Genomic DNA, 21,703 nt, shown 5'->3' with positions numbered 1-21,703 from the left:
GCCGCTACTCCTTGCGGGCCACCCCCGCGTACAGGGACACCTCGGCGTCCGTGACCAGGCTCGGGCCGCTGGCCGGCTCCGGCCGCCACTGGTGGGCCACCACCACCCCCGGCTCCTCCAGGACCAGCCCGTCGAAGAAGCGCACGACCTCCTCACGGGTGCGCACCTGCGTCGGCGTGCCGCCCTTGACGTAGATGTCCACGATCTGCGCCCACACCTCAGGCGCGAAGTCCGGTGTGCAGTGCGACAGCGACAGGTAGGAACCCGGCGCCAGCCGGTCGGTGAGCGCGGCCACCACGCCGTAGGGGTCGCGGTCGTCGGGCAGGAAGTGCAGCAGCGCGTTCATGCTCAGGCCCACCGGCCGCTTGAAGTCCAGGCAGCCGGTGGCCTCCACCGCGGCCATCAGCGCATCGGGCTCGCTCACGTCGGCCTCGACGTAGTCGGTGCGGCCCTCCGGGGAACTGCCCAGCAGGCTGTCGGCGTAGACCAGCACGATCGGGTCGTTGTCCGCGTAGGCGACACGTGCCTGCGGCACCTCGCGCTGCACGACCTCGTGCAGGTTCGGCGCGGTGGGGATGCCGGTGCCGATGTCCAGGAACTGGGTGATGCCGCGCTCACGGGCCAGGAAGCGCGCCGAGCGGTGCACGAAGGCCCGGTTCACCCGGGCAGTGGTGCGGATCGCGGGGAACTGCCGGATCACGGCCTCGGCCGCTGCCCGGTCCACCGCGTAGTTGGTCTTGCCGCCCAGGTAGTAGTCGTACATCCGGGCGCTGTGCGGGCGGTCCTGACGTAACCGGTCCGCACCGGCCGCCGGCTCGTCCAGCGGTTCGGCCGCCTCGCTCCCGGCCGTCTCCCGCTCGTCCATCCGGTCCATACCGGCCCCCCATCCCTCACGCTGTGCTCAGTGGTTACCCCGCGACACACTGTCTTATCCGGCCGGGCGCCCGCGCGCCACCCCTGATTTGGGGCGTGCGGGGCGCCCGGCCGGCCCGGCGCCCGCGCCGGTCACGCGCCCGTCACGGCCGGGTCACGCCCCGGCGGCGGGCTTGAGGGCGACACTCGCCTCGGAGGTGTGCACCAGGAAGGTGAGCGTCTCCTGGAAGTACAGGTCGATGGTGGTGGCCGTGTGCCCGAGGTAGCCGATCGACACGTCCTGGCCCAGCACCAGCTCGAAGTCGCCGCCGCGGGTGGCCAGCAGGAAAGCCCCGTCGATCGCCGGCGCCCACACGATGTCGCCGTCCAGCAGCCGCGCCAGGTGCTGGTGGATCGGGTAGCCGTGGTCGGAGGTCTCGCTGACCGCCGTGTACGCGTCCGCGCTCAGCGCCAGCGTGTACGCCCCGTCCACACCCGCCAGGCGCAGCGCGGTCACCGCGTGGCTGATGGCGTCCGGGTAGTCGCGCACGTCGGCCGGCAGCGTCAGCTCCGGGTTGGAGGAGGAGGCCCGGATACCGGTGATGCCGGCCGCCGGGTAGCCCTCGAAGACCGCCCGGTCCTCCGCGTACGCCAGCTGCCGGGCGGCATCCTTGACCGGCTGCCAGTCGGCGTCCTTCGCGCCCCGCTCCACGTCGTCCACCTGGGCGCGGTCGACGGTGAAGGGCACCCGCAGCTCCACCACGGGCTGCGAGACCCGGGTGCGGGCGATCACGCCGGCCGCCGGCGGGGCGGCCTCGGCCAGGTGGCCGGTGGCCACGGCGGACAGCTCGGAGCCGGCCGGCTCGGGCACGTCCACGATGCGGCGGGCCGCCACATTGCGCTTGAAGGTGCGCCGGGCCTCGGCCTCCAGGTCCGCCCACGCGGCGTCGGAGATCGGAGCCAGTTCGCGGTGCAGGTTGTTCACGAGGGCGTGCTCCTGTTCAGGTTGCCGATGCCGAGGCTGCCGTCCGCCCGGACGGGGACGGCCGCGGCACCGGCGGGGGACCGGTCGGGGACGGCGGCGGCCGGGACCGCCGCCGCGGGTGCGGGGACCTCGGCGGCACCCGGCGCGCCGGGCGCCGGCGGCAGGTCGTCGAGGAAGCCGGCGGGGGGCGCGTAGAAGAGCGTGCCCGTCACCGCCGTGGAGAAGTCGAGGATGCGGTCGTGCGAGGCGGCCGCGGTGCCCAGGAACATGTTCCGCAGCATCTGCTCGGTCACCTCCGGGGTGCGCGCGTACCCGATGAAGTACGTGCCGAACTCGCCGCGGCCGGGGCTGCCGAAGGGCATGTTGTCGCGGAGGATGTCGCGCTCCTCGCCGTCCGGCCCCGTGACGGTGTTCAGCGCGACGTGCGAGTCGTCCTGGTCGAGCTCGATGTTGGTCGCCTTGGTGCGGCCGATGATCCGCTCCTGCGCCTCGACGGGCAGCGCGTTCCAGGCGTCCAGGTCGTGCAGGTACTTCTGCACGATCACATAGGAGCCGCCCGCGTGCTCCGGGTCCTCCTCGCCGATCACCACCGCGTCCCGGGCGTCGGGGCCCACCGGGTTCTCGGTGCCGTCCACGAAGCCCAGCAGGTCGCGCACGTCGAGGTACTTGAAGCCCTGCACCTCGTCCTGGACGGTCACCGCGCCGCGCAGCCGGCCCATGATCTCGCCGGCCAGCGCGAAGCACAGGTCGTGGCGGGCGGCGCGGATGTGGAAGAGGAGGTCGCCGGGGGTGGCGGGGGCGCGGTGGCGCGGCCCTTGGAGGGGCTGGAAGGGGTGCAGTTGCAGGGGGAGGGGGGCGTCGAAGAGGCGCCCCCACACCTCGGCGCCGATGCCGGCGATGCAGCTGAGCCGGGCGTCGGGGGCGCCGAAGCCGTAGGCGCGCACCAGGCCCGGCAGGTCGGTGAGCAGGTCGCGGACCTCGTCCTCGCCGCCCTCGTCGACGGTGAGGACGAGGAAGATCGCGGCGCCGGTCAGCGGTTCGAGCACGGCCTGCGGCTCGGGGCCGACGGTGTGCTGGGGCTCGGTGGCCACGGCGTACTCCCGGTGCTTGGCGGCCTCGCGGCCGGCGATCACGGTGAATCACCTGGGACCTTACTGCGAAGCGGGGCGGTGTGTCCGGGCAGGTGGGGGGTGTGCCGCGGCGGACGTCCGGAGTGCCCGGCGGTCGGGAAAAAGAAGGCGCGCGGGACCGAGAGCTGGCTACACTCGCGTACGCATCACCTGCCCCGGGCCCAACGGGGCCCATGCCGTGACCAGTTGAGGGGAGCCGTGCCGTGCGACGCAGTACCGCCGCCGTTGTCCCCCCGTCGCGGCACGAGGTGATCCTGGTGTCTTCGCCCTCCCGGTGACGGCTGCGCGGCCGTCCCCGGAGCCGCGAGACGTGTGCTCGGCGCCGCCCACCGATTCCCGGTGAGCCCTGCTGCCCCGACCGGGCCCGGCTCTCCTCCCGTACGACCCGACCGCCCGGTCCCGCACCGGGCGCGCCCGGCGTCGTCCGAGGGGTGCCGGGCGCCCGTACGCCACGTCCCGCCGATCGCGCTGCCCTGAACCCGCCCGTACCGAAAGGCCACGGCCGTGCGCAGCGACCTGCCCACCACCCCTTTCACCACACCCGCCCGTACCGCGAGAGGCGCCGCCGGCACCCTCGGCACTGTCCGCAACCTCGGCATCCTCGCGCACGTGGACGCCGGCAAGACCACCCTCACCGAGCGGATCCTCTACGCCGCCGGTGCCACCCACAAGCGCGGCGAGGTGCACGACGGCACCACCGTCACCGACTTCGACCCCCAGGAGCGCGACCGCGGCATCACCATCTTCGCCGCCGCGGTCGGCTGCGACTGGCAGGGCCACCGGCTCAACCTGATCGACACCCCAGGCCACATCGACTTCGCCGACGAGGTCGAGCGCTCGCTGCGGGTGCTCGACGGGGCCGTCGCCGTCTTCGACGCCGTCGCGGGCGTGGAACCGCAGAGCGAGTCGGTGTGGCGGCAGGCGGACCGGCACGGTGTGCCGCGGATCGCCTTCGTCAACAAGCTGGACCGGGCGGGCGCCGACCTCGACGCCGCGGTCGCCTCGATCCGTGCGCGGCTGCATCCGGCGCCGCTCGTCGTCCAGCTGCCGATCGGGCACGAGGAAGGCTTCACCGGTGTGGTCGACCTGGTCGCGATGCGCGCCCTGGTGTGGTCCGGCGCGGAGGGCGCGGGGGAGGCCGAACAGCGGCCGGTGCCGCCGGAGTTGGCGGAGGAAGCCGGACGGCGGCGCCGGCTGCTGGAGGAGGCGGTGGCCGAGCTGCACCCGGGCGCGTTCGAGGAGTTCTGCACCCAGGGGCGGCTGGCCGCCGGCACCTTGACCGCAGCGCTGCGCGACCTCACCCGCAGCGGTGACGGCGTGGTGGTGCTGTGCGGCTCGGCCTACCGCAACCGCGGGGTCGAACCGCTGCTGGACGCCGTGGTCGCCTACCTGCCCTCGCCCGGTGACGTGCCGCCCGTGCGCGGCACCTTCGACGGCGCGCAGCAGGAGCGGCCGGCCGACCCCGCGGCGCCCCTTGCCGCCCTCGCCTTCAAGGTGACCGCCACCGCGACCGGCCGCCTGACCTTCGTCCGCATCTACTCGGGAACACTCCGGAAGGGGGACACCGTGCTGGATACCGGCCGCGGCCGTACCGAGCGGGTGGCCCGCATCCTGCGGGTGCAGGCCGACCGGCACATCGAGGTGCCGCAGGCCGCGGCCGGCGACATCGTCGCCCTGGTGGGCATCAAGGGTGCCCGCGCGGGCGCCACGCTCTGCGCGCCGCACGCTCCGCTGGTGCTCGAACCGCCGGTGGCCGCCGACCCGGTGGTCTCCGTGGCGGTCGAGGCCCGGCGGAACACCGACACCGACAAGCTGGTCGCGGCGCTGGCCCGGCTCGCCGACGAGGACCCCTCCCTGGTGGTGCGGACCGACGCCGAGACCGGCCAGACGGTGCTGTCCGGCATGGGCGAGCTCCACCTGGAGGTCGCGGTGGAGAAGGTCCGCCGCGACCACGGGCTGGAGGTCGCGGCGGGCCGCCCGCAGGTCGCCTACCGGGAGACCGCCGTACGCGGGGTGACCGGCCTGGTGTACCGGCACGTCAAACAGGACGGCGGCGCCGGGCAGTTCGCCCACGTCGTGCTCGATGTGCGGCCGCTGGCCGACGTCCCGGGCGCGGCCGTGGACGGCGAGGGCGGCCTGGTCGACCTCGTCTTCGAGTCCACCGTGGTTGGCGGGCGGGTGCCGCAGGAGTACGTGCGGGCGGTCGAGGCCGGCTGCCGGGACGCGCTCGCGGCGGGACCGCTCGGCGGCCACCCCGTCACCGGGCTGCACGTCGTGCTCACCGACGGGGCGACGCACGCCAAGGACTCCTCGGAGACGGCGTTCCGCACCGCCGGGCGCCTTGCCCTGCGCGAGGCGCTGCGGGCGAGCGCGATGGTGCTGCTCGAGCCGGTGGTCGAGGTCACCGCCACGGCGCCGGACGAGGCGATCGGCGGTGTCCTCGGCGACCTCGCCTCCCGCCGCGGCCGCGTCACGGGCTCGACCGCCAGGTCGGGCAGCACCGCCGTGACGGCCACGGTCCCGCTCGCCGAACTGTTCGGCTACGCGACCCGCCTGCGCAGCCGCACCCAGGGCCGCGGCACCTTCACCACCCGCCCCGCCGGCTACGCCCAGGCCCCCACGCCCGCGTAGCCCGAGGGCGCCCTCCGGCGGCGAGGCCCGGCACTGAGTACGGCCGAGCCCCGCCGCCGGACAGGGGCTGGACAACATGCTCGGGCCCCGCGGCGAGGAAGCCGCGCCTGTTTGCCCGGTTAGTTGGGAGCGGGGCTGAGCGAAGCCCAGCCGCGAGGTCGGAGCGCGATCGGGGCCGCGCACTGCCGTACGGCGAGGCCGGGCAGCCGGACCGAGCCGCAAGGCCGTGCGGCAGGGCCGGCCCCGTGTTCCGCGCAGGCGCGCGGCCAGCCGGGCGGGAGGCCGAACCGCCGGGCAGCGCCGGCGTGCCGGCCGGTGGGGCGCAGCCGTGAGCTTGTTTTTAGCCAGGTGGCCGGTTGGGCGACGGGTTGAGTGTCCGTGCTGACGCGTAGCTTGAGCGGGTGAGCTGGGACGTCTTCATCATGCAGTTTCCACCCGAGGCTGGTGCCATCGACGAGATCCCCGACGACTGGGGTCCGGCGAGTCTGGGCACGGGCCGGGATGTTCGCGGTGTCCTTTCGAAGGTGCTGCCAGGCGTCGGGTTCTCACCGGACGGGTGGGTCGACTACGAAGGGCCGGGCTTCTCGATCAGCATGCCGGTCAGTGAAGCTGACGACTCGCCGGTCACCGGGGTGAGCCTGTTCGTTCATGGCGACAGCGAAGCAGCAGCCCCTGCGGCTCTCGCGGTCGCGGATGCCCTGAAGGCGCGAGCCTTCGAGACCGGTTCGGGAGACTTCCTCACCGCTGACTCGGCCCGGTCCGCCTTGGACGCCTGGCGCGCATATCGCGATCGTGTACTGGGCGAGCGAGCGCCAGCGCCATGAACGGCCGCCCGTCACTGTATGCGCCGAGGTTTGGTGCCGGTCTTATGGTGGGCTGGTCGCTGGCATGCCTCGCAGGTAGTGAGGACTTGTCTCACGTCGTGGCGGATTGCGGCTCGCCGGTTCTTCGAGCCCGGAGGGCGTCCGGGGTCGGGTGTGGTGGGTTTCGATGCACTGGCCGGAGAACCTGTCGTCATGCGGAGGTGCCGAAACCCGCGCCGGACCCGGGTCGGGCCGAGCTTGGGCGGTGGCACCGGTTTCTTCCATGGCCGGCGTAGGTCGGTGGCGAGGGGGCGGGCGAGGCGGAGTTGGGTGTGGGGGGCGATGATCAGCCAGGTTCAGCGGTCGGCGGCTGCGGAGTCGCGCAGGCGGGGCCGGATCCAGCCGAGGGTCTGCGTGGGCATGCGGAAGGTGTGCTCGATGTCGAATCTTCGGAGGAATGCCTGCCAGCAGCGGTCGACGTCGGCCGGGGTGGCGCCGGTGCGCGACCACCACAGCCAGACCGGCTTGTTGACCCCGTCAGACGGCAGGTACTCGACGTCCAGGCGGACGACGGTCTCCTCGAAGACCGGCGGCGGGCCGTCGTAGTCGAGCCATGCGGCCCGGCGGGTCAGCCTCGGGGCCAGCCGGTCCCAGGCCCGCGCGGTGGCCTTGCCGTAGGGCCGGGTGTCGGTGACCGTGACGGCCTGCTCCTATCCCCAGGCGGCGGGGTCACAGAAGACGAACGCCGCGCCGTGCTTCGGCGGGCGGCCGTCCCTCGGATGGGCCCGGAAGAACTCTTCCCGAGAGGGTGCCGGGCGGCGCATCGCCCCGTCCGACCGGGTCCTGCCCAGAATCTCGACCGGCAGTCCGGACAGCAGGTAGGCGATGCGCGGGGCGTCGTGTCCGGCGTCCAGCACGATCAGGATGTCCGCGTCGCCTTCGGCCCGCTGCCCGCCGCAGCGAGCCGTTCGACCACCTCGCGGACCTGGCCCGCGGTGACCGCGGCCAGGTCGGTGCCGGGGGGGCGAGGCGGACCGCGTCCGGGAACGCGGACCAGGAGGTGCGGCCACTTTCCAGGTCGACAACGACCGAGTACGGCCGGCCGGGCATCATCTGGTGCTTGGCGTTGGCGCGGCCGTAGGTGGGGCAGAACGAGCGGTCTGGCACGGTCCCGGCGTCCAGCCGCAACCACGACGAGACGTCCACAGCCAGGACCACCCGACCACCGGCCGCCCGGGGCAGGGGCACCCCGGCCAGCGCCCGCCGCAGCCGGGCGACATCGAGCCCGCCGCGGTTCAGGCCGGCGTAGAGGGAACCGTGACCCCGGCGGTGCTCGGGCGCCAGGGCGAGGCCGACAAGCGACCGCACCTGTCCGTCGGTGCACAGCACCGCGTCGGTCAGCTCGAACAGCGCCTCGGCGCGGGCGGTCAGGCAGTCGTAGAAGTCGGTTCGGAACCGGGACGACACGGCCAGGGACTCGACCCGGACAACAGCGTGCAGCAGACTCACCCTCGGGGCCTTGGAATGATCAACAGCGTCTCGACAACGCGCGTGATCACACCAGGACCGCACCACGCTCGTCCCGGCCCTCGCTGGTCTGCAGGCTCTCAACTCGCCGAACTGACGCAGTCGTTAAAAGTCATCCCGCGACGGTGGGTCGTGGAGCGGACCTTCAGATGGCTGCTGCACCACCTCCTCGCCCACGACCACGCCCACGGGAGCAACCTGAACTGCAGAAATGCTCACGACCGGCCGCGAGCGAAGACAATGGTCGTGTGTTGAACACCTGCTGCGTTCGCCTTGGTACGGCTGCTGATCCGCTGAAACTGGCACTTCTCGGCCACCCTCAGTGATGCGGCGTTGGCCTCATCCGCCTCAAGTAGGAGTCGGGTCAATCCAAGATCACCCAAGGCCCATCCCGTCAGCAGCCGGACGGCCCGCGGCGCGATGCCACGGCCGCGGCTGGCAGGGAAGACGCTGTACGCAATGGTCGCAACATCATCATCCCGGAATTGCAGATTAATGATCCCTACGGGCTCGTCTGTTTCCGCGTCTGCGATCACTAGCGGAGCTGCTTGTCCACTCCGCCATGCTTCCTCGACGCGGGCCATGCTCGTATTGCGAGCCGCTTCGTCCATCGGTGCGTCGTCGAGCCAACGACGAGTTTCGGGGTCGTAGCTCGCTGCCGCGATGGCGCCCAGATCAGATACACGCCGGAGGCGCAAAACGATAACTCCATCCGGGAGCGGCACAGGCAGCGGCCTGATCGGAGTAGAACGCACCATGAGTCGATCTTAGATCGCACCTCCTCCCTGCTGACACAGGAAGGGCACGAACAAGACCTCGGGATCAAAAGCAGGCACTGTTGACGCTGTTGGGGATCTTGGAATTCGGGTGACCAGCCCAGGATTCGCACAAGGGCAGAGCAGCAGCGCCTTCAAGCGGCGGGCTTTCGGAGGCAGTGGGCTGGGAAGAGTCCGAACGTGGATAGATCCGAGGACAGACCGCTATTAACCGATGACCGTGGCAACGCCTTGCTCGCGTTCACATGGGAAGACGAGGCAACGCCACCGGGAGACGCGCCACTGCCGGCGGCGCTCGTCGCCCTCTGGCGTGCTGGCCGGGTCCTCATGGTCTTCGATCGGTACCGTCAGTCCTGGGAACTTCCTGGCGGGCGCATCGAGCAAGGTGAATCGCCTCGTCAGGCGGCTCTGCGTGAACTGTCGGAGGAGAGCGGGCAAGAGCCCGAGGGACCGTTGTGGTTCGTCGGCTATGCGAAGTTCGTACTGGCGCCCGACCAGCGAGTCGAGTATCTGGCCGTGTTCGCAGGTCACTCTGCTGGAGTTCGCGACTTTGAGGCCAACGAGGAGACCGCAGGCATTCACTGGTGGGATCTTCTCGAAACATTGCCAGGGTATGTTCAGTGCCTGGACGCCTATCTTGCCGAGCTCACGCGCTTGCCCAGCAGATCGCCTCACCCGGGCTGAAGTGGCCGACTCGATGGCCTGGAAAGTCGCAACCTGGCGGGTGGTCGTTGGGCTTGGAGCCTGGCTTCGGCGGGGTCCGGGGCAAGACGGCGGTCGCCGTCTTGAGAACGATCATGTCATCTTGCGGGGTGGGTTGCGGCGCGCCAGGACCGGGGCCGGGGGATGTGCTGCCAGTCGAGGAAGCCCTGGAGTGCGGTGGGGTTCCGGGGCCGGCGAGCGGGTGTCGGTGGCAGGTGGACGTCGATGCGTTCGAGGTTGACCGCGATGGCGGTCAGGATGTGCTGGACGTGGGCCTTGTCCTGGCTGCGGTAGCGGCACTGGCGCATGCCGTGGCCGTTGACGAACTCGCTGACAGTGCTCTCGAGGGCGGCCCGCACCGTGTAGCGCGAGAGCCACTCCTGGGTCTGCTGCTCGGCCCGCGACTCGGACTGGATGGCATGAAGATCGCGAGGCAGGAAGGAGACCTTCCGGGCGTCAGTGCGGCTGCAGGAAGCCTTCACGGGACACTGGCGGCAGTCGTCCGGGGAGAACTCGGCGTTGACGTAGGGGGCGAGCGAGGGCGGTGTCGACCACCGGCGGCTGACCTTGCCCTGGGGCAGGTGACCTGCTGGGCGTCCCAGTCGATGGTGAACGCTTCGCGGTGGAAGACGGTGCCCTTGCGGGACTGGCGGGTGCTTCTGGCCAGGATCGGTCCGACCAGGCCGACGCCGTGCTCGCGGGCGACCTGCTGCTTGAGCGCGACCGAGAGGTAGCCGCCGTCGACGAAGTGCTCCTTCGACAGCAGGTTCCGATCCTCCAGGTTGGTCAGGATGCCGGGCAGGGCGTTGGTGTCGTGGACGGGGGCCTTGGTGGTCGTGACGTCGGTGATCACGTTGGGGCTGTCCTGGTCGCAGGTCTCGGTGACGTGCGCGAGGCAGCCCTTCCAGCGGGTCTCGCCGCGGCGTGCGTAGCGGGCGCTGATGTCGTAGGGCGAGACGATGGCGATGGCCGAGTGCGGCAGGCCGGCGTCCTCGGGCTCGCGCCACTTCGGGCGGTCGTCGGCGTCAAGGTGGTAGTTCTGCACGAAGATCTGCCGCAGGGCCTGGAGCTGCTCGCCGTCGCGGAAGTCGGCCAGCACGCCGTGGTGGAAGCCGGGGTCCTCCAGATCCATGGCGAGGGCGTACTTGAAGTCAATGCGGTTGCGCACGGACTCAGCCGCCTGCCGGTCCGACAGCTCCAGCAGGAACTGCAGGACCGACACGGTGGCCAACTGGGCAGGTGACAGGCCCGGCCTGCCGTCCCGCGGGTACCACTCCTCGAAGTCCTCATCGCTCCACAGGCCGTTGAGGTGGTCACGGATGGCCATGGCCGTGGTGCCCTGCGGGTTGCACGCCCGCGCCACCCGAACGGTCAGTTCCGGAACCACGCAGCCGGTACGGGAGCGGACACACATCTCGGACCTCCGAAATCGCGGGCGCCAACCGTCCCACCCGCCCGGATCACGAAGACCGCAGTTCCTGGAGCGGCTACCACGAGCGGGTGAACGTCCTCGACCCGCCAGTCACGACAGCAACTCCAACACCAGAGAGCACGAACGATGCGTTCGCCCAATGGTCACCAAGCCGCCGCCACGTTCTCCGTCGAACCGCCAGCCGATGCGCTATCCCGCTGAACAGCGGAAACGGACCGCTCGCCCGGCGCCTTCATCATGATCGAGAGCCACGGAAACCAAGATCGCCAACAGCGTCAGGCACTGTTGTTTAACGTCGCTGCGCAGAAGGGGAGTTGGGTCTCGTCGGCTTCTTGAAGCTCCCGCGGGCGGCCGGTGGTCGGGTGGTCCTGGCTGTGGACGTCTCGTCGTGGTTGCGGCTGGACGCCGGGACCATGCCGGACCGCTCGTTCTGCCCCACCTACGGCCGCGCCAACGCCAAGCACCAGATGATGCCCGGCCGGCCGTACTCGGTCGTTGTCGACCTGGAAAGTGGCCGCACCTCCTGGTCCGCGCTCTTGGACGCGGTCCGGCTCACTCCTTCCGCCGATACGGCCGCCACCACTGCCCAGGTTCGCGAGATCATCGAACGGCTCATCGGCGCGGGCCGGCGGGCCGAGGGCGATCCGGAGATCCTGATCGTGCTCGACGCCGGCTACGACGCCCCGCCGACCGCTCACCTGCTGTACGGTCTGCCGGTCCAGGTCCTCGGGCGCCTGCGCTCGTACCGGGTGGTGCGCCGGGCAACCCCGCCGCGGATCTACGACCCCAAGGGTGGCCGTCCGCCGAAGCACGGCGGGGCGTTCGTCTTCGGTGACCCCGCCGCCTGGGGATAGGAGCAGGCCGTCACGGTCGCCGACACCCGGCCCTACGGCAAGGCCACCGCGCGGGCCTGGGACCGGCTGCATCCCAGGTTGACCCAGCTGGCCGCATGGCTCGACTACGACGGCCCGCTGCCGGTCTTCGAGGAGACCGTCATCCGCCTGGACGTCGAGTACCTGCCGTCTGACAGGGTCAACAAGCCGGTCTGGCTGTGGTGGTCGGCACCGGCGCCGCCGAAGCCGACATCGACCGCTGCTGGCAGGCGTTCCTGCGGCGCATCGACATCGAGCACACCTTCTGCATGCCCACGCAGACCCTCGGCTGGATCCGGCCCCGCCTGCGCGACTCCGCAGCCGCCGGCCGCGGGACCTGGCTGATCATCGCCACCCACATCCAACTCCGCCTTGCCCGCCCCCTCGTCACCGACCTTCGGGGACTGTGGGAGAAGTCCGCCCCGTCGCACAAGCTCACCCCGGCCCACGGTCGGCGAGGGATTCGCTCGCCCTGTCCCGGCGGCGGGACCACCCCCCACCGGTGGTCCCGCCCCCGGGGCTCCCCGTGCCCCCGTGAACCGGCCCCCGTGCCGGGAACCCGTCAGCGGTCGCCGGGTATCGGCTCCGTCAGGTCCAGGCGCCAGTCGTTCGAGGTCATCCAAGTGCCCTTCGGGTACTCCATTTCGACCGGGCCGAGCAGGGTGAAACCGGCCCTGCGGCACACCGCGTTGGAGGGCGGGTTCTCCACGCGGGGAAAGGCGTGCAGGAAGCGGTGCCGACCGGCCGCGCGCGCTTCGGCGGCCACCGCGACGGCCGCACGGGTGGCCAGGCCGCGGCCCTGGAACTCCGGCAACACCCCCCAGCCGGTCTCCCACACCTTCTCCCCGCGCCACTCGCGCTCCCAGTACCCGATCGAGCCGACCGTCTCCCCGCCGGCCACCACGCGGAACATCCGCCCGGTCCCGTCCAACTGCACGTACCTGCGGTGCCGTATCGCGAGCTGCTCCTCGCTCTCCGGCCCGCCCAGGTGCGCGGTCATCTCCGGCGCGTTCGTCCGCCGCAGCAGCCAGAGGTCGCCCTCGGACCACCCCACCAACGCGACGTCCCCCGCCGCCCCACTCTCTGCGTCCATGCGCAAGACCCTAGGGCGCCCCACTGACAATCGCCCCGACCTGCACCTTCACCACAATCCGAGGCCCCGCCAGAGCCTGCGCGCCCGCGCGGCACGCTCGCTCAGGACGCGCGGCGCAAAGCCGGCGGGACCGCCAGGGCGAGGAAGGCGAGGCTGAGGGCGGCCGTCGCGGTCCAGCCGGCGCGGTGGTAGGCGGCGGCGCCCAGGGTGCCGCCGAGGCTGTTGCCGATGTAATAGGACGTCAGGTACAGGGCGGACGCCTGGGCGCGGCCCGAGACGGCCGTACGGCTGACCGCGCCGGAGGCGACCGCGTGGCCGATGAAGAAGCCCCCGGTGACCAGGACCAGCCCGGCCAGGACCGCGGGCAGCGGGCCCGCGAGGGTGAGCAGCAGCCCGGCCGCGCACAGGGCGAGCGCCACCGCGAAGGCGCCGCGGCGGCCGGCCCGGGCGGTGAGCGCCCCGGAGGCCGCGGAGGTGCCGGTGCCGACGAGGTAGACCAGGAAGACGGCGCCGATCGCCGCCTGCGACAGGCCGTAGGGCGCGGCGGTCAGGCGGTAGCCCAGCACCGTGTAGACGGCGCCGAAGACCGCCATGAAGAGCATCCCGAGGGCGTACAGGCGGCGCAGCCGCGGGTCGCCCAGGTGGCCGGTGACGGTGCGGCGCAGCGCGGCCGGGTGCACCGGCGCCGGGGCGAAGTGCCGAGCGGGCGGCGCCAGCAGGCGGAAGGCGACCGCGCAGGCCAAAGCGCTCAGGCCGACCGCGAGCAGGGCGGTCCGCCAGCCGTACGCCTGGGCCAGCGCCCCGCCGGCGACCCGGCTGCTCATACCGCCGATCGAGTTGCCCGCCACGTACAGGCCGATCGCGGAGGGCACCGCCGAGGGGTGCACCTCCTCGGCGAGGTAGGCCATGGCGGTCGCGGGCAGCCCGGCCAGCGCGACACCCTGCGCGGCTCGCAGCGCGACGAGGACGGCGAGGTCGGGGGCGAAGGGCACGGCGAGGGCGAGCAGGGAGGCGGCGAAGACCGACGCGGTCATCACCGTCGTACGGCCGTACTTCTCGCTGAGCGCGCTCACCGGCAGCAGGGCGACGGCCAGGGCACCGGTGGACGCCGAGACGGTCAGGCTCGCCTGCGCGGGCGACAGGTGCAGCCCCGAGGAGAGCGCGGGCAGCAGCGCCTGCGTGGAGTAGAGCAGTGCGAAGGTGGCCAGGCCCGCGGCGAAGAGCGCGAGGTTGGCCCGCCGGTAGGCCCGCGTCCCGGTCCGCAGCCGGGTGTCGGGGCGGGCCCCGTCGGCGGGGGCGGCGGCCGGGCGGGCGGTGGCTGGGACAGTCGCGTCGGGGTGAGCGCCGGCCGGCGGAGCCGTCGCCGTACGCGCCGCGTCGGGGACGGCCGGCGGGGAGCCGTCCGTGGCCTGCCGAGCCGTGGCCGCCCTGTCCGCCGGCTTCCCCCGGCTCGCCGTCCCCGAGGGCGCTGTCGCTGCGGGCGGCGGTGTCGGTTCCGGGCGGCGGGGAGAAGAGGCGGGGCGCATGTCTGCGACGCTAGGCCGCGCCGCTTTCATGCGTCCAATGCGTGAAAGCGGCATGATCGATCCACTGTTGCATCACTACACGAAGAGGGGCGGACATGGACGAGGAACGGCCCACGGATCTCTCCGCGCTGCTGCCCCCGGAGGGCCCGCAGGCGGTGCCCCGAGGCGCCGCCGAGCTCGACGCGGGCGCCTGGGCGGCGGTGCTCGCGCCCCGGCTCGCCCAGTTCGCCGCCGTGGCCCGGCACGAGCACATGACGCGCGCAGCCCTGCAGCTCGGGGTGCCGCAGTCCACGCTGAGCCGGGCGGTGGCCCGGCTGGAGGCCGACCTCGGCGTCACCCTCTTCGCCCGGCAGGGCCGCACCCTGCGGCTCACCCGGGCAGGCCGCACCTTCCAGCAGGCCGCCGAGCGCGCGCTGGCCGAGGTGGAGCGCTCGGCGGAGTCCGTACGCCTGGACGCCGACCCCGGCAGCGGCCGCATCGCCTTCGGCTTCCTGCACACCCTCGGCCCCGAGACGGTGCCCGCGCTGCTGCGGGCGTTCCGCGCCGACCACCCCAGGGTCCGCTTCCAGCTCGTGCAGACATACGGCGAGGCCATGCTGGAGCGGCTGCGCGCGGGCGCACTCGACCTGTGCCTGACCTCCCCGCTGCCCGACGACCCCGACCTGGTGGTGCGGCGGCTGGACGAGCAGCGGCTGCGTCTGGTGGTGCCGGCCGCGCACCGGCTGGCCGGGCGCCGCCGGGTGCGGCTCGCGGAGGCCGCGGCCGACCCCTTCGTCACCCTGGAGCCGGGCTACGGCCTGCGCCGCATCACCGACGCCCTGTGCGCGGAGGCCGGCTTCACCCCGCGGATCGCCTTCGAGGGGGAGGAGGCCGAGACGCTGCGCGGCCTGGTCGCCGCGGGGCTGGGCGTCGCGCTGCTGCCGCCGCCGGCCGTGCCGCGCCCGGGGGTCGCCGAACTCGACCTGACGGGGGGCCGCGCGGTGCGGGCGATCGGCGTCGCCTGGCTCGACGGCCAGCAGGACACCGCGCCGGTGGCGGCGTTCAAGCGCTTCCTGCTGGGCCGCAAGGGCCGGCTGCTGCCGCGCTGACCTCGGCCGCAGTACCCACGGCCGCCCGCGCAAGGGGCCGTATTTCCTCTCTTCGGGAAATTTTCGCCGCTCTCGGGGAACACGGTGGACGGATTATCCACCAATCTCACCGGCGCATCTCATTCGTCCCACTGGTGACATCGGGGGGCGCGCGCCGAGCGCCGTGATCCGCCGTCCGCGTATTCGCGCACGCTTGCGAAAAGAGGCCCGCCGGCCTGCGTAAACGTTAATTCGCACGCGATGCCGTCCACGCGGCGAACACGCATGCCGCGCTTTTTTACTCTCCCGAATTGGGTGTTCTTTCCGAACGCGGTCAATGATCATGAAATGTGGGCTATCGTCGCGCCAAGTCAGAATCCGGAGGCAAACCGATGACTACGACTGACGCTGCGCAGCGGCTTCCGCGGCCGCGGGCGGACGCGTTCTACAAACTGGCCGTGACGGCCATCAAAGGGGAACAGGACCCCGAGGCGGCGGCGAAGAGGATCGCCGAGGCGCACGAGAGCGAGCGCAGCGCATGGGACGCGCGCTGGCGGGGGACGCAGGCCGAGGCGTCGCAGATGTCGGCCGAACTGCGCCGCCGCGTCGAGATGCTCGGCCACGCCGCCAATGTGACCAGCCGCGAACTCGCCGCGGGGGTGGCGATGTCCGCCACGATCACGCATCAGGCGCAATTGCTGGGCCGGCTGCGCTCGGCGGCGCAGCAGTCGCTGGACGGCACCATGTCCGCGGTGGACGTGCTGTCGATGCTCAGCGAGAACGTCCCCTCTCCCGAGGTGCAGCCCATGGTGATCGGCTTCGTCGCCGACACCCGCTACCGCAGCGGGCGCTTCGTGTCGACCTCGGGCGACATCACCGTCGTCTATCCGTTCGTGGGTTTCTCGCTGATCGTGAAAGGCCCCGGAAAGGGTGCCGACGTGGAGCCCACCTTCCTGGTGGAGGACCGCGCCCTGTGCCGCTCGGCGATCCAGATCGAGCGCGGGCTGATCATGCAGGGCACCCTGCAGCCGATGACCTCGCGCTGAGCCGGCGGAATACCCCGCCACCCGCGAGCACCCCTGCTTCGAGGTGCCCCGGCCGACCGCCGGGGCACCTTGTCCCGCTTTACGGACCCGTGTGCGAACGGGTCCTTTCTGCTTGCGCCTCTGCTTCTCCGTCCAGCCGCAATCCATCCGTACTCCACCGGTACTCCACCCGTGGCGCACCCGTACCGCACCGCGAAGCGAAAGCGAGCGAGCCCTCGAATGCACGTACGCCGGAAAACGAGAAAACACCGCAGCATCCGGGCGACCGCGGGGGAGATGTTCCTGGTCGGAATGGACCGCCAGGGCGTCGTACGGATCAGCCGCGCGGTCGACGCCCCCACGCTCGGCCGCTACCTCCACGAGATCGCCGACGAGTTGATCGCCGGACAGCCACCCGAACGGGGGGCATATGCCGCTCACCCATGGCCATGGCAGCAGCGGAGTGCTAAGAAAGGTTTCCTACGGACCGCGCCGGGCCATCCGGAGGCAAACCAGGGCCCGGCGCAGCCTTGAGGAGGACGCCCGCAAGCGCCCGATCCCACCCGAAAGCGTACTAGCCCGCATCGGCGCCCCGTGCGAATACCGGATTCCGGTACGGCAATTCCCGATCTTGTGCCTGTACGGGCGGCCGGTGTGCTATTCGGGCCCCGCGCCGGTCAACCGCTCGCCGCCCGCGAGAGAATTTCGCGCGCCCCCGGCCCCCGCCTGTCCCCGCCCTGTCCCGTCCCGTCCCCGCAAGGCTCAGCCCGGCGCCCTGCTGTCGACCGCCCCCGCCCGTCCTCGTCGGGACCCGGCGGAACCCGGCGGGGAGCCGTGGCCGGTCGGCGGCGCCGCCGATCTGCGGGTAGTGTCGGATTTCCGGGGGCTTCCCGGACGTGCGGAGGTCCACCGGGACGCCGGGGCCCACGGAGGCCCACCGGGACCAACCGAGGTGGGGAGGCCCGTCCTGCTGGCGCTGTGTGTGTTCTTCGCGCTGTGCGGTGCGGCCAGCAACGCGACCGGGACCGTGCTCCAGCGCAAGGCGGCGCTGCGGGTCCCGCCGGACGACGCCATGAAACTGCGGCTCCTGGTCGACATGGTGCACCAGTCGGTCTGGCTGCTCGGCATCTGCGCGGTCGCCGGCGCCGCACTCTTCCAGGCACTCGCCCTGGTCACCGGACCGCTCGCCCTCGCCCAGCCGGTCTTCGTCCTGGAGTTGCCCTTCGCCCTGCTGATCGCCATGCCGGTGCTGCACCGGACCATGGCGCCTTCCGGCTGGATCGCTGTGGGCTGCATGGTCCTCGGCCTCGCCCTCGCCCTCGGCAGCGCCGCACCCGGCGGCGGCACCGTACAGGCCCCGCTCACCCGCTGGGTGCCGGCCGTCGCCGCGGTCGGCGGCCTGGTCGCGGCCACCGTCGCCATGTCCCTGCGCCGCCACTCGGGAGCCGCCCGCGCCGCCCTGCTCGGCCTGGGCGCCGCGGCCGCCAACGCGCTGACCGCCGCCATGATGAAGTCGGCCGCCAACACCTTCTCCGACCACGGCGCCGGCGCCTTCCTCGCCGCCTGGCAGACCTACGGCTTCGTGGTGTGCGGCATCACCGCCGTCTTCCTGCTGGAGAACTCCCTGCAGGCCGGCTCCATCGCGGCCTCCCAGCCCGCCCTCACCCTCGGCGACGCCGGCATCAGTCTTGCCCTGGGCCTGACGATCTACGCCGAGCACATCCGCACCGGCTGGTGGGTGCTGCCCGAGCTGATCGGCGTCGCGTTCGTGGCCGGCGGCACCTTCTACCTCTCGCAGGCGGTCTCCCTCACCCGCGAACTGGCCGCGGGCGACCACTGAGCGGCACCGCCCCGCGGGCACGGACGCAGTACGGGTCCTGCCGCGCCACCTGCGGCGACCCGCCCCCCTGCGTACCGGCCGCGGCCACGCCATGACATGCTGGCGGCATCGATCTTGCCGAGGGAACACGCAGTGGCGATGACAGGAACCAAAAGGGCACTGGCCGACCTCTGGGACCGCTACTCGGCATCCGACCCCGGACTGCTGCGCCTGATGGCCGGACTGCGGACGGTCGGCTCCATCGGGCTCACCCTGCTGGTGCTCGCCCTGATCGGCGCCCCCGTCACCCAGCTCGTCGCCGGCGGCCTGGCCGCCATGGTGTCCACCTTCGCCATCCGCGACCGGCAGGTCGGCGCCCAGGCGATCACCCTCGCGCTCGGCCTGCCCATCGCGCTGGCCTCTGTCGCCCTGGGCGCGGTGCTCAACCCGCACGTCGTCCTGGGCGACATCTTCTTCCTGCTGCTGATCTTCGCCGCCGCCTACGTACGCCGCTTCGGCGACCGCTACAACGCCCTCGGCCTGATCAGCTTCCAGGTCTACTTCCTCTCGCTCTTCGTCCACGCCACCCCCGGACAGCTCGGGCGGCTCCTGCTGACCGTCGTGCTCGCCTTCGTCTGCAGCGCGCTCAGCCGCTTCGCCCTCGTCCCCGAGTCGCCCGAGCGCATCCTGCACCGGCTGCGGCAGGCGTTCCGGGCCCGCGCGGGGCAGCTCGTCGCCACCCAGCGCGCGGTGCTGGAGGCCGAGCCCGACCGGCTCGAGGGCGTCGTCGCCGACCTGCGCCGCGACACCGCCCGCCTGCACGAGACCGCCTTGATGATCCAGGGCCGGCTGGACGACGGGCTGCGCGACCCGGCCGCCGCCGACCTGCTGGAGCGCCGCATCGTCGATGCCGAGACCGCCACCGAGCGCCTCGGCGTCCTGCTGCTCGCCACCCGCAGCGCCGGCCGCGCCGACACCCTCACCCTGCACCTGCCGAACGCGTCACTGCCCCGTTTCACCCGCGCCCCCGACACCGAGGACGCCGCCGAGCGCGCCCTGCGCCGCGAGATGCGCGCCCTGCAGGTGCTGGTGGCCCGGCTCTCCCAGGACGAGCGCGGTGCGGTGGTCCGCAATTTGCGCAACCGGCTGCTCGGCTACCGCGACGAGGCGAACGTGCCGCGGGCCACCCCCGCCGTCCAGGACGCCTTCCGCGGCATCGGCGAGGCCACCCGCGCCCTGCTCGGCCTGCGCCTGGCGCTCGACGGCCCCGGCGAAGAATCCGACGAATCCGACGAGACGCCCGAGACCGTGCGCTCCCGTGAGGAGTTCGAGGCCGAGGACCTCGCGGTCGGCGGGGCCGAGGCGACCGCGCCGCGGACCGGCCTGGAGCGCCGGACCACCCGCGCCGCCTTCCAGGTCGCCACGGGCTCCGCGCTCGCCGTGGTCGGCGGCGAGTTCCTGTCCTCCCAGCGCTGGTACTGGGCGGTGCTCACCTGCTGGGTGGTCTTCCTCAACACGACCTCCACCGCGGAGATCCTCGTCAAGGGCTACCGGCGGCTGATCGGCACCGTCGCCGGCGTGATCGCCGGTGTGCTGCTCGCCGGACTGGTCGGCCACCACACGTGGACCGCCTTCGCGCTGATCCTCGTCCTCATCTTCGCGATGTTCTTCACCGCGCCGGTCTCCTACGCCCTGATGTCGTTCTTCGTCACCGCGATGCTGGGCCTGCTCTACACCCTCCTGCACACCTACAGCCTCTCGGTGCTGGTGCTGCGGATCGAGGAGACCGCGCTCGGCGCCGTCTGCGGCTTCATCGCGGCCGTCTTCGTGCTGCCGATCCGCACCGACGAGCACACCGACGAGCAGTTGGTGACCGTCCTCGGCAAGCTGCGCGAGGTCTCACTGGCCGCCGTGGACCAGCTCAGCGGCGGCCCGGCCACCGACCTGGTCGACATGGCCCGGGACCTGGACACCGCGCTCGACGCCTTCCGCCGCTCCGCCGACCCGCTCACCTACCCGATGAGTCCGCTGCGGATGCGCCGCCGCAACGCCCGCTACATCCTGGCGATCCTGGAGACCTGCGCCTATCACGCGCGCTCGCTCGCGGCGATCTCCGAACTCGTCCCCAGCAGCGCGAACGTGGCCCCCGAGCCGCGCCTGGCCCCGCTCGGCCCGCGTCTGGCCCACAACATCGACGCCCTCGTGGGCCACCTGAAGGAGGAGTCGGCCCCCGAGGTGATCCGTACGGGCCCGAGCATCGCCTCGCTCCTGGAGGGCTCCGGCCTGACGGAGGGCCCGGGCGGTGCTGCCGCCGGCAGGGCATCGGGCGGGCCCGGCCGCGCGGGTACGCCGGAGGGCGCGGGTGCCGGTACTGGTACGGGTTCGTCGTCCGGTGCGGAGCCGGGTGCGTCCGAGGAGCCCCGGCCGGGTCCGGAGCCCGCGCTTCCCGGTACGGGCGGGGGCCCTGGCCCGGACGGTGCCGACTCAGGTACGCGGGAGGGGCCACGGTCGGGGTCGGTCGCCTTCCGGGTGCTGCGGCACTTCCAGCGGCTGGACGAGAGCGTGACGGCGCTCGCCCGGCCGCTCGGGGTGCCCACCGACGCCGCACGCTCGGTCGGCGAGCGGCCGGCCAGTGGGGAACGAGCCGTCAGCGGCAGGTGAGTCGGGCGCCGGACAGCTCCTGCAGAGTGCCGCCGGCGGTGAGCCAGCCGAGCAGGCAGGACGCCAGCAGCCACTGGCGCCCCGGTGCCGCGACCGGGAGCACCGCCACGTGGCCCTTCTCGGGGTCCAGCACCGCCGAGCCGCCCCCGTGCAGCGGCGCGACCGCGATCCGGCAGGACCCGTGCCGGGCCGCTATCGTGCGCAGCCAGGCGACAGCGGCCTCCTGCGTACGCGGCCGGCTGGCGTAGAGGACGTCCGCGAGGTCCAGCCAGCGCGGTTCGTGCCCGCCGTCCGCGCCCACCACGAAGTGCTCGTCCAGCACGGTACGGCCACCGGGCTCGGCGGGCCCGGCGGTCGCCCGTAACGCCGTACGGGCCCGGGCGAGGTCGACGGACAGCTCCAGGACGGTGGCCGGATCGGGTACGGCACGCTGCTCGGCCTCGCCCGTCCCGGCCAGCAACTCGACGCTCACGTAAGCGCGTACGGCATGCGGCTCCCCGCCGGGCCCGCCATCCGCCCCACCACTTGCCGCGCCCTCCGGCGACACCCCTGCCGGGTCCCCCGCACCGGTGTCCATCGGCGCACCCTCCTTCCGGCGCACCGACGTCCCGCACCGCCGCAGCCGACTCGTGCGCCCGTCACATGACATCAACACTGTGTATCACCAGTGTTAAACCGCGCGAACAACCCCGGCCGCGCACTCCACCGGGTGCCGGATGTTGACGAGGGTGCGGATGGGCCATCCGGGGCGTGCCGCCTGGACAGGTTGGGGGCACGGAGGGCCGGGCCGTTCGGACGAGTA

Annotated in this window: 18 protein-coding genes and 1 pseudogene; 8 read left to right on the top strand and 11 right to left on the bottom strand. The window is 72.5% G+C overall.

The features are described from left to right. Window positions 1–4 precede the first annotated feature (4 nt). The 3 genes from BLR33_RS01525 to BLR33_RS01515 form a co-directional block, all read right to left on the bottom strand. Window positions 5–865, bottom strand: coding sequence for an SAM-dependent methyltransferase (locus tag BLR33_RS01525; protein ID WP_218136602.1), 861 nt, complete (start codon window positions 863–865; stop codon window positions 5–7). A 162-nt stretch (window positions 866–1,027) separates the two neighbouring features. Then, the gene (locus BLR33_RS01520) at window positions 1,028–1,837 is read right to left on the bottom strand and encodes a family 1 encapsulin nanocompartment shell protein (protein ID WP_093782374.1); all 810 of its coding nucleotides are present in this window, start codon (window positions 1,835–1,837) and stop codon (window positions 1,028–1,030) included. Then, on the bottom strand, window positions 1,834–2,928 hold the full coding sequence (locus BLR33_RS01515) for a Dyp-type peroxidase (RefSeq protein WP_093782713.1): 1,095 nt from the start codon (window positions 2,926–2,928) through the stop codon (window positions 1,834–1,836). The genes BLR33_RS01520 and BLR33_RS01515 overlap by 4 nt, the downstream gene beginning before the upstream one ends. Before the next feature lie 555 nt (window positions 2,929–3,483). Here BLR33_RS01515 and fusA point away from each other — a divergent pair. Beyond that, on the top strand, window positions 3,484–5,598 hold the full coding sequence (gene fusA / locus BLR33_RS01510; RefSeq protein WP_093782712.1) for an elongation factor G: 2,115 nt from the start codon (window positions 3,484–3,486) through the stop codon (window positions 5,596–5,598). 401 nt (window positions 5,599–5,999) lie between these two features. Beyond that, window positions 6,000–6,422, top strand: coding sequence for a hypothetical protein (locus tag BLR33_RS01505; protein ID WP_093782373.1), 423 nt, complete (start codon window positions 6,000–6,002; stop codon window positions 6,420–6,422). Between the two features lie 11 nt (window positions 6,423–6,433). Here the strand turns inward: BLR33_RS01505 and BLR33_RS01500 are convergent. Both BLR33_RS01500 and BLR33_RS01495 read right to left on the bottom strand, forming a co-directional pair. After that, window positions 6,434–7,910, bottom strand: a pseudogene (locus BLR33_RS01500) (NF041680 family putative transposase). 233 nt (window positions 7,911–8,143) lie between these two features. Next, window positions 8,144–8,686 (bottom strand): GNAT family N-acetyltransferase, encoded by a 543-nt coding sequence (locus tag BLR33_RS01495; RefSeq protein WP_093782372.1) that lies wholly within the window; start codon window positions 8,684–8,686, stop codon window positions 8,144–8,146. Window positions 8,687–8,884: 198 nt separating this feature from the next. On the opposite strand from BLR33_RS01495, the gene BLR33_RS01490 reads away from it, so the two are divergent. After that, complete coding sequence (locus BLR33_RS01490) at window positions 8,885–9,388, top strand: NUDIX hydrolase (RefSeq protein WP_245771075.1); 504 nt, start codon at window positions 8,885–8,887, stop codon at window positions 9,386–9,388. 116 nt (window positions 9,389–9,504) lie between these two features. Here BLR33_RS01490 and BLR33_RS35770 read toward each other — a convergent pair whose 3' ends face one another. Together BLR33_RS35770 and BLR33_RS35765 are read right to left on the bottom strand one after the other, a co-directional pair. After that, complete coding sequence (locus tag BLR33_RS35770; RefSeq protein WP_245771074.1) at window positions 9,505–9,888, bottom strand: transposase; 384 nt, start codon at window positions 9,886–9,888, stop codon at window positions 9,505–9,507. After that, window positions 9,885–10,733: a transposase gene (locus tag BLR33_RS35765; protein ID WP_245771073.1), complete on the bottom strand. Its 849-nt coding sequence runs from the start codon at window positions 10,731–10,733 to the stop codon at window positions 9,885–9,887. Before BLR33_RS35765 ends, BLR33_RS35770 begins: the two co-directional genes overlap by 4 nt. A gap of 467 nt (window positions 10,734–11,200) precedes the next feature. On the opposite strand from BLR33_RS35765, the gene BLR33_RS37070 reads away from it, so the two are divergent. Further along, window positions 11,201–11,692, top strand: coding sequence for a transposase (locus BLR33_RS37070; protein ID WP_245771072.1), 492 nt, complete (start codon window positions 11,201–11,203; stop codon window positions 11,690–11,692). Between the two features lie 104 nt (window positions 11,693–11,796). On the opposite strand, the gene BLR33_RS37065 is transcribed toward BLR33_RS37070, so the two are convergent. From BLR33_RS37065 to BLR33_RS01470, 3 genes are all read right to left on the bottom strand, one after another. Then, window positions 11,797–11,970 carry a hypothetical protein gene (locus tag BLR33_RS37065; RefSeq protein WP_245771071.1) on the bottom strand — a complete coding sequence of 58 codons (174 nt, stop codon included), beginning with the start codon at window positions 11,968–11,970 and terminating at the stop codon, window positions 11,797–11,799. Between the two features lie 302 nt (window positions 11,971–12,272). After that, window positions 12,273–12,803 carry a GNAT family N-acetyltransferase gene (locus tag BLR33_RS01475; protein ID WP_093782710.1) on the bottom strand — a complete coding sequence of 177 codons (531 nt, stop codon included), beginning with the start codon at window positions 12,801–12,803 and terminating at the stop codon, window positions 12,273–12,275. A 101-nt stretch (window positions 12,804–12,904) separates the two neighbouring features. After that, window positions 12,905–14,329 (bottom strand): MFS transporter, encoded by a 1,425-nt coding sequence (locus BLR33_RS01470; protein ID WP_093782371.1) that lies wholly within the window; start codon window positions 14,327–14,329, stop codon window positions 12,905–12,907. A 95-nt stretch (window positions 14,330–14,424) separates the two neighbouring features. Here BLR33_RS01470 and BLR33_RS01465 point away from each other — a divergent pair, with 95 nt between their 5' ends. The 4 genes from BLR33_RS01465 (at window position 14,425) to BLR33_RS01450 (ending at window position 20,901) form a co-directional block, all read left to right on the top strand. After that, a complete protein-coding gene (locus tag BLR33_RS01465) occupies window positions 14,425–15,417 on the top strand; it encodes a LysR family transcriptional regulator (RefSeq protein WP_093782370.1) in 993 nt (330 codons plus the stop codon). A 437-nt stretch (window positions 15,418–15,854) separates the two neighbouring features. Beyond that, a complete protein-coding gene (locus tag BLR33_RS01460; protein ID WP_143031605.1) occupies window positions 15,855–16,442 on the top strand; it encodes a hypothetical protein in 588 nt (195 codons plus the stop codon). Between the two features lie 946 nt (window positions 16,443–17,388). After that, complete coding sequence (locus tag BLR33_RS01455) at window positions 17,389–18,261, top strand: DMT family transporter (RefSeq protein ID WP_093782709.1); 873 nt, start codon at window positions 17,389–17,391, stop codon at window positions 18,259–18,261. A 138-nt stretch (window positions 18,262–18,399) separates the two neighbouring features. Continuing rightward, on the top strand, window positions 18,400–20,901 hold the full coding sequence (locus BLR33_RS01450; RefSeq protein ID WP_245771070.1) for an FUSC family protein: 2,502 nt from the start codon (window positions 18,400–18,402) through the stop codon (window positions 20,899–20,901). Here the strand turns inward: BLR33_RS01450 and BLR33_RS01445 are convergent. After that, window positions 20,888–21,373 carry a hypothetical protein gene (locus tag BLR33_RS01445; protein ID WP_093782368.1) on the bottom strand — a complete coding sequence of 162 codons (486 nt, stop codon included), beginning with the start codon at window positions 21,371–21,373 and terminating at the stop codon, window positions 20,888–20,890. The genes BLR33_RS01450 and BLR33_RS01445 overlap by 14 nt on opposite strands. Window positions 21,374–21,703: the final 330 nt, after the last annotated feature.

Source organism: Actinacidiphila guanduensis, from assembly GCF_900103985.1.
Lineage (GTDB): Bacteria > Actinomycetota > Actinomycetes > Streptomycetales > Streptomycetaceae > Actinacidiphila > Actinacidiphila guanduensis.
The sequence above is the reverse complement of the archived record's forward strand: the minus strand, read 5'-3'. Positions and strand labels throughout refer to the sequence as shown.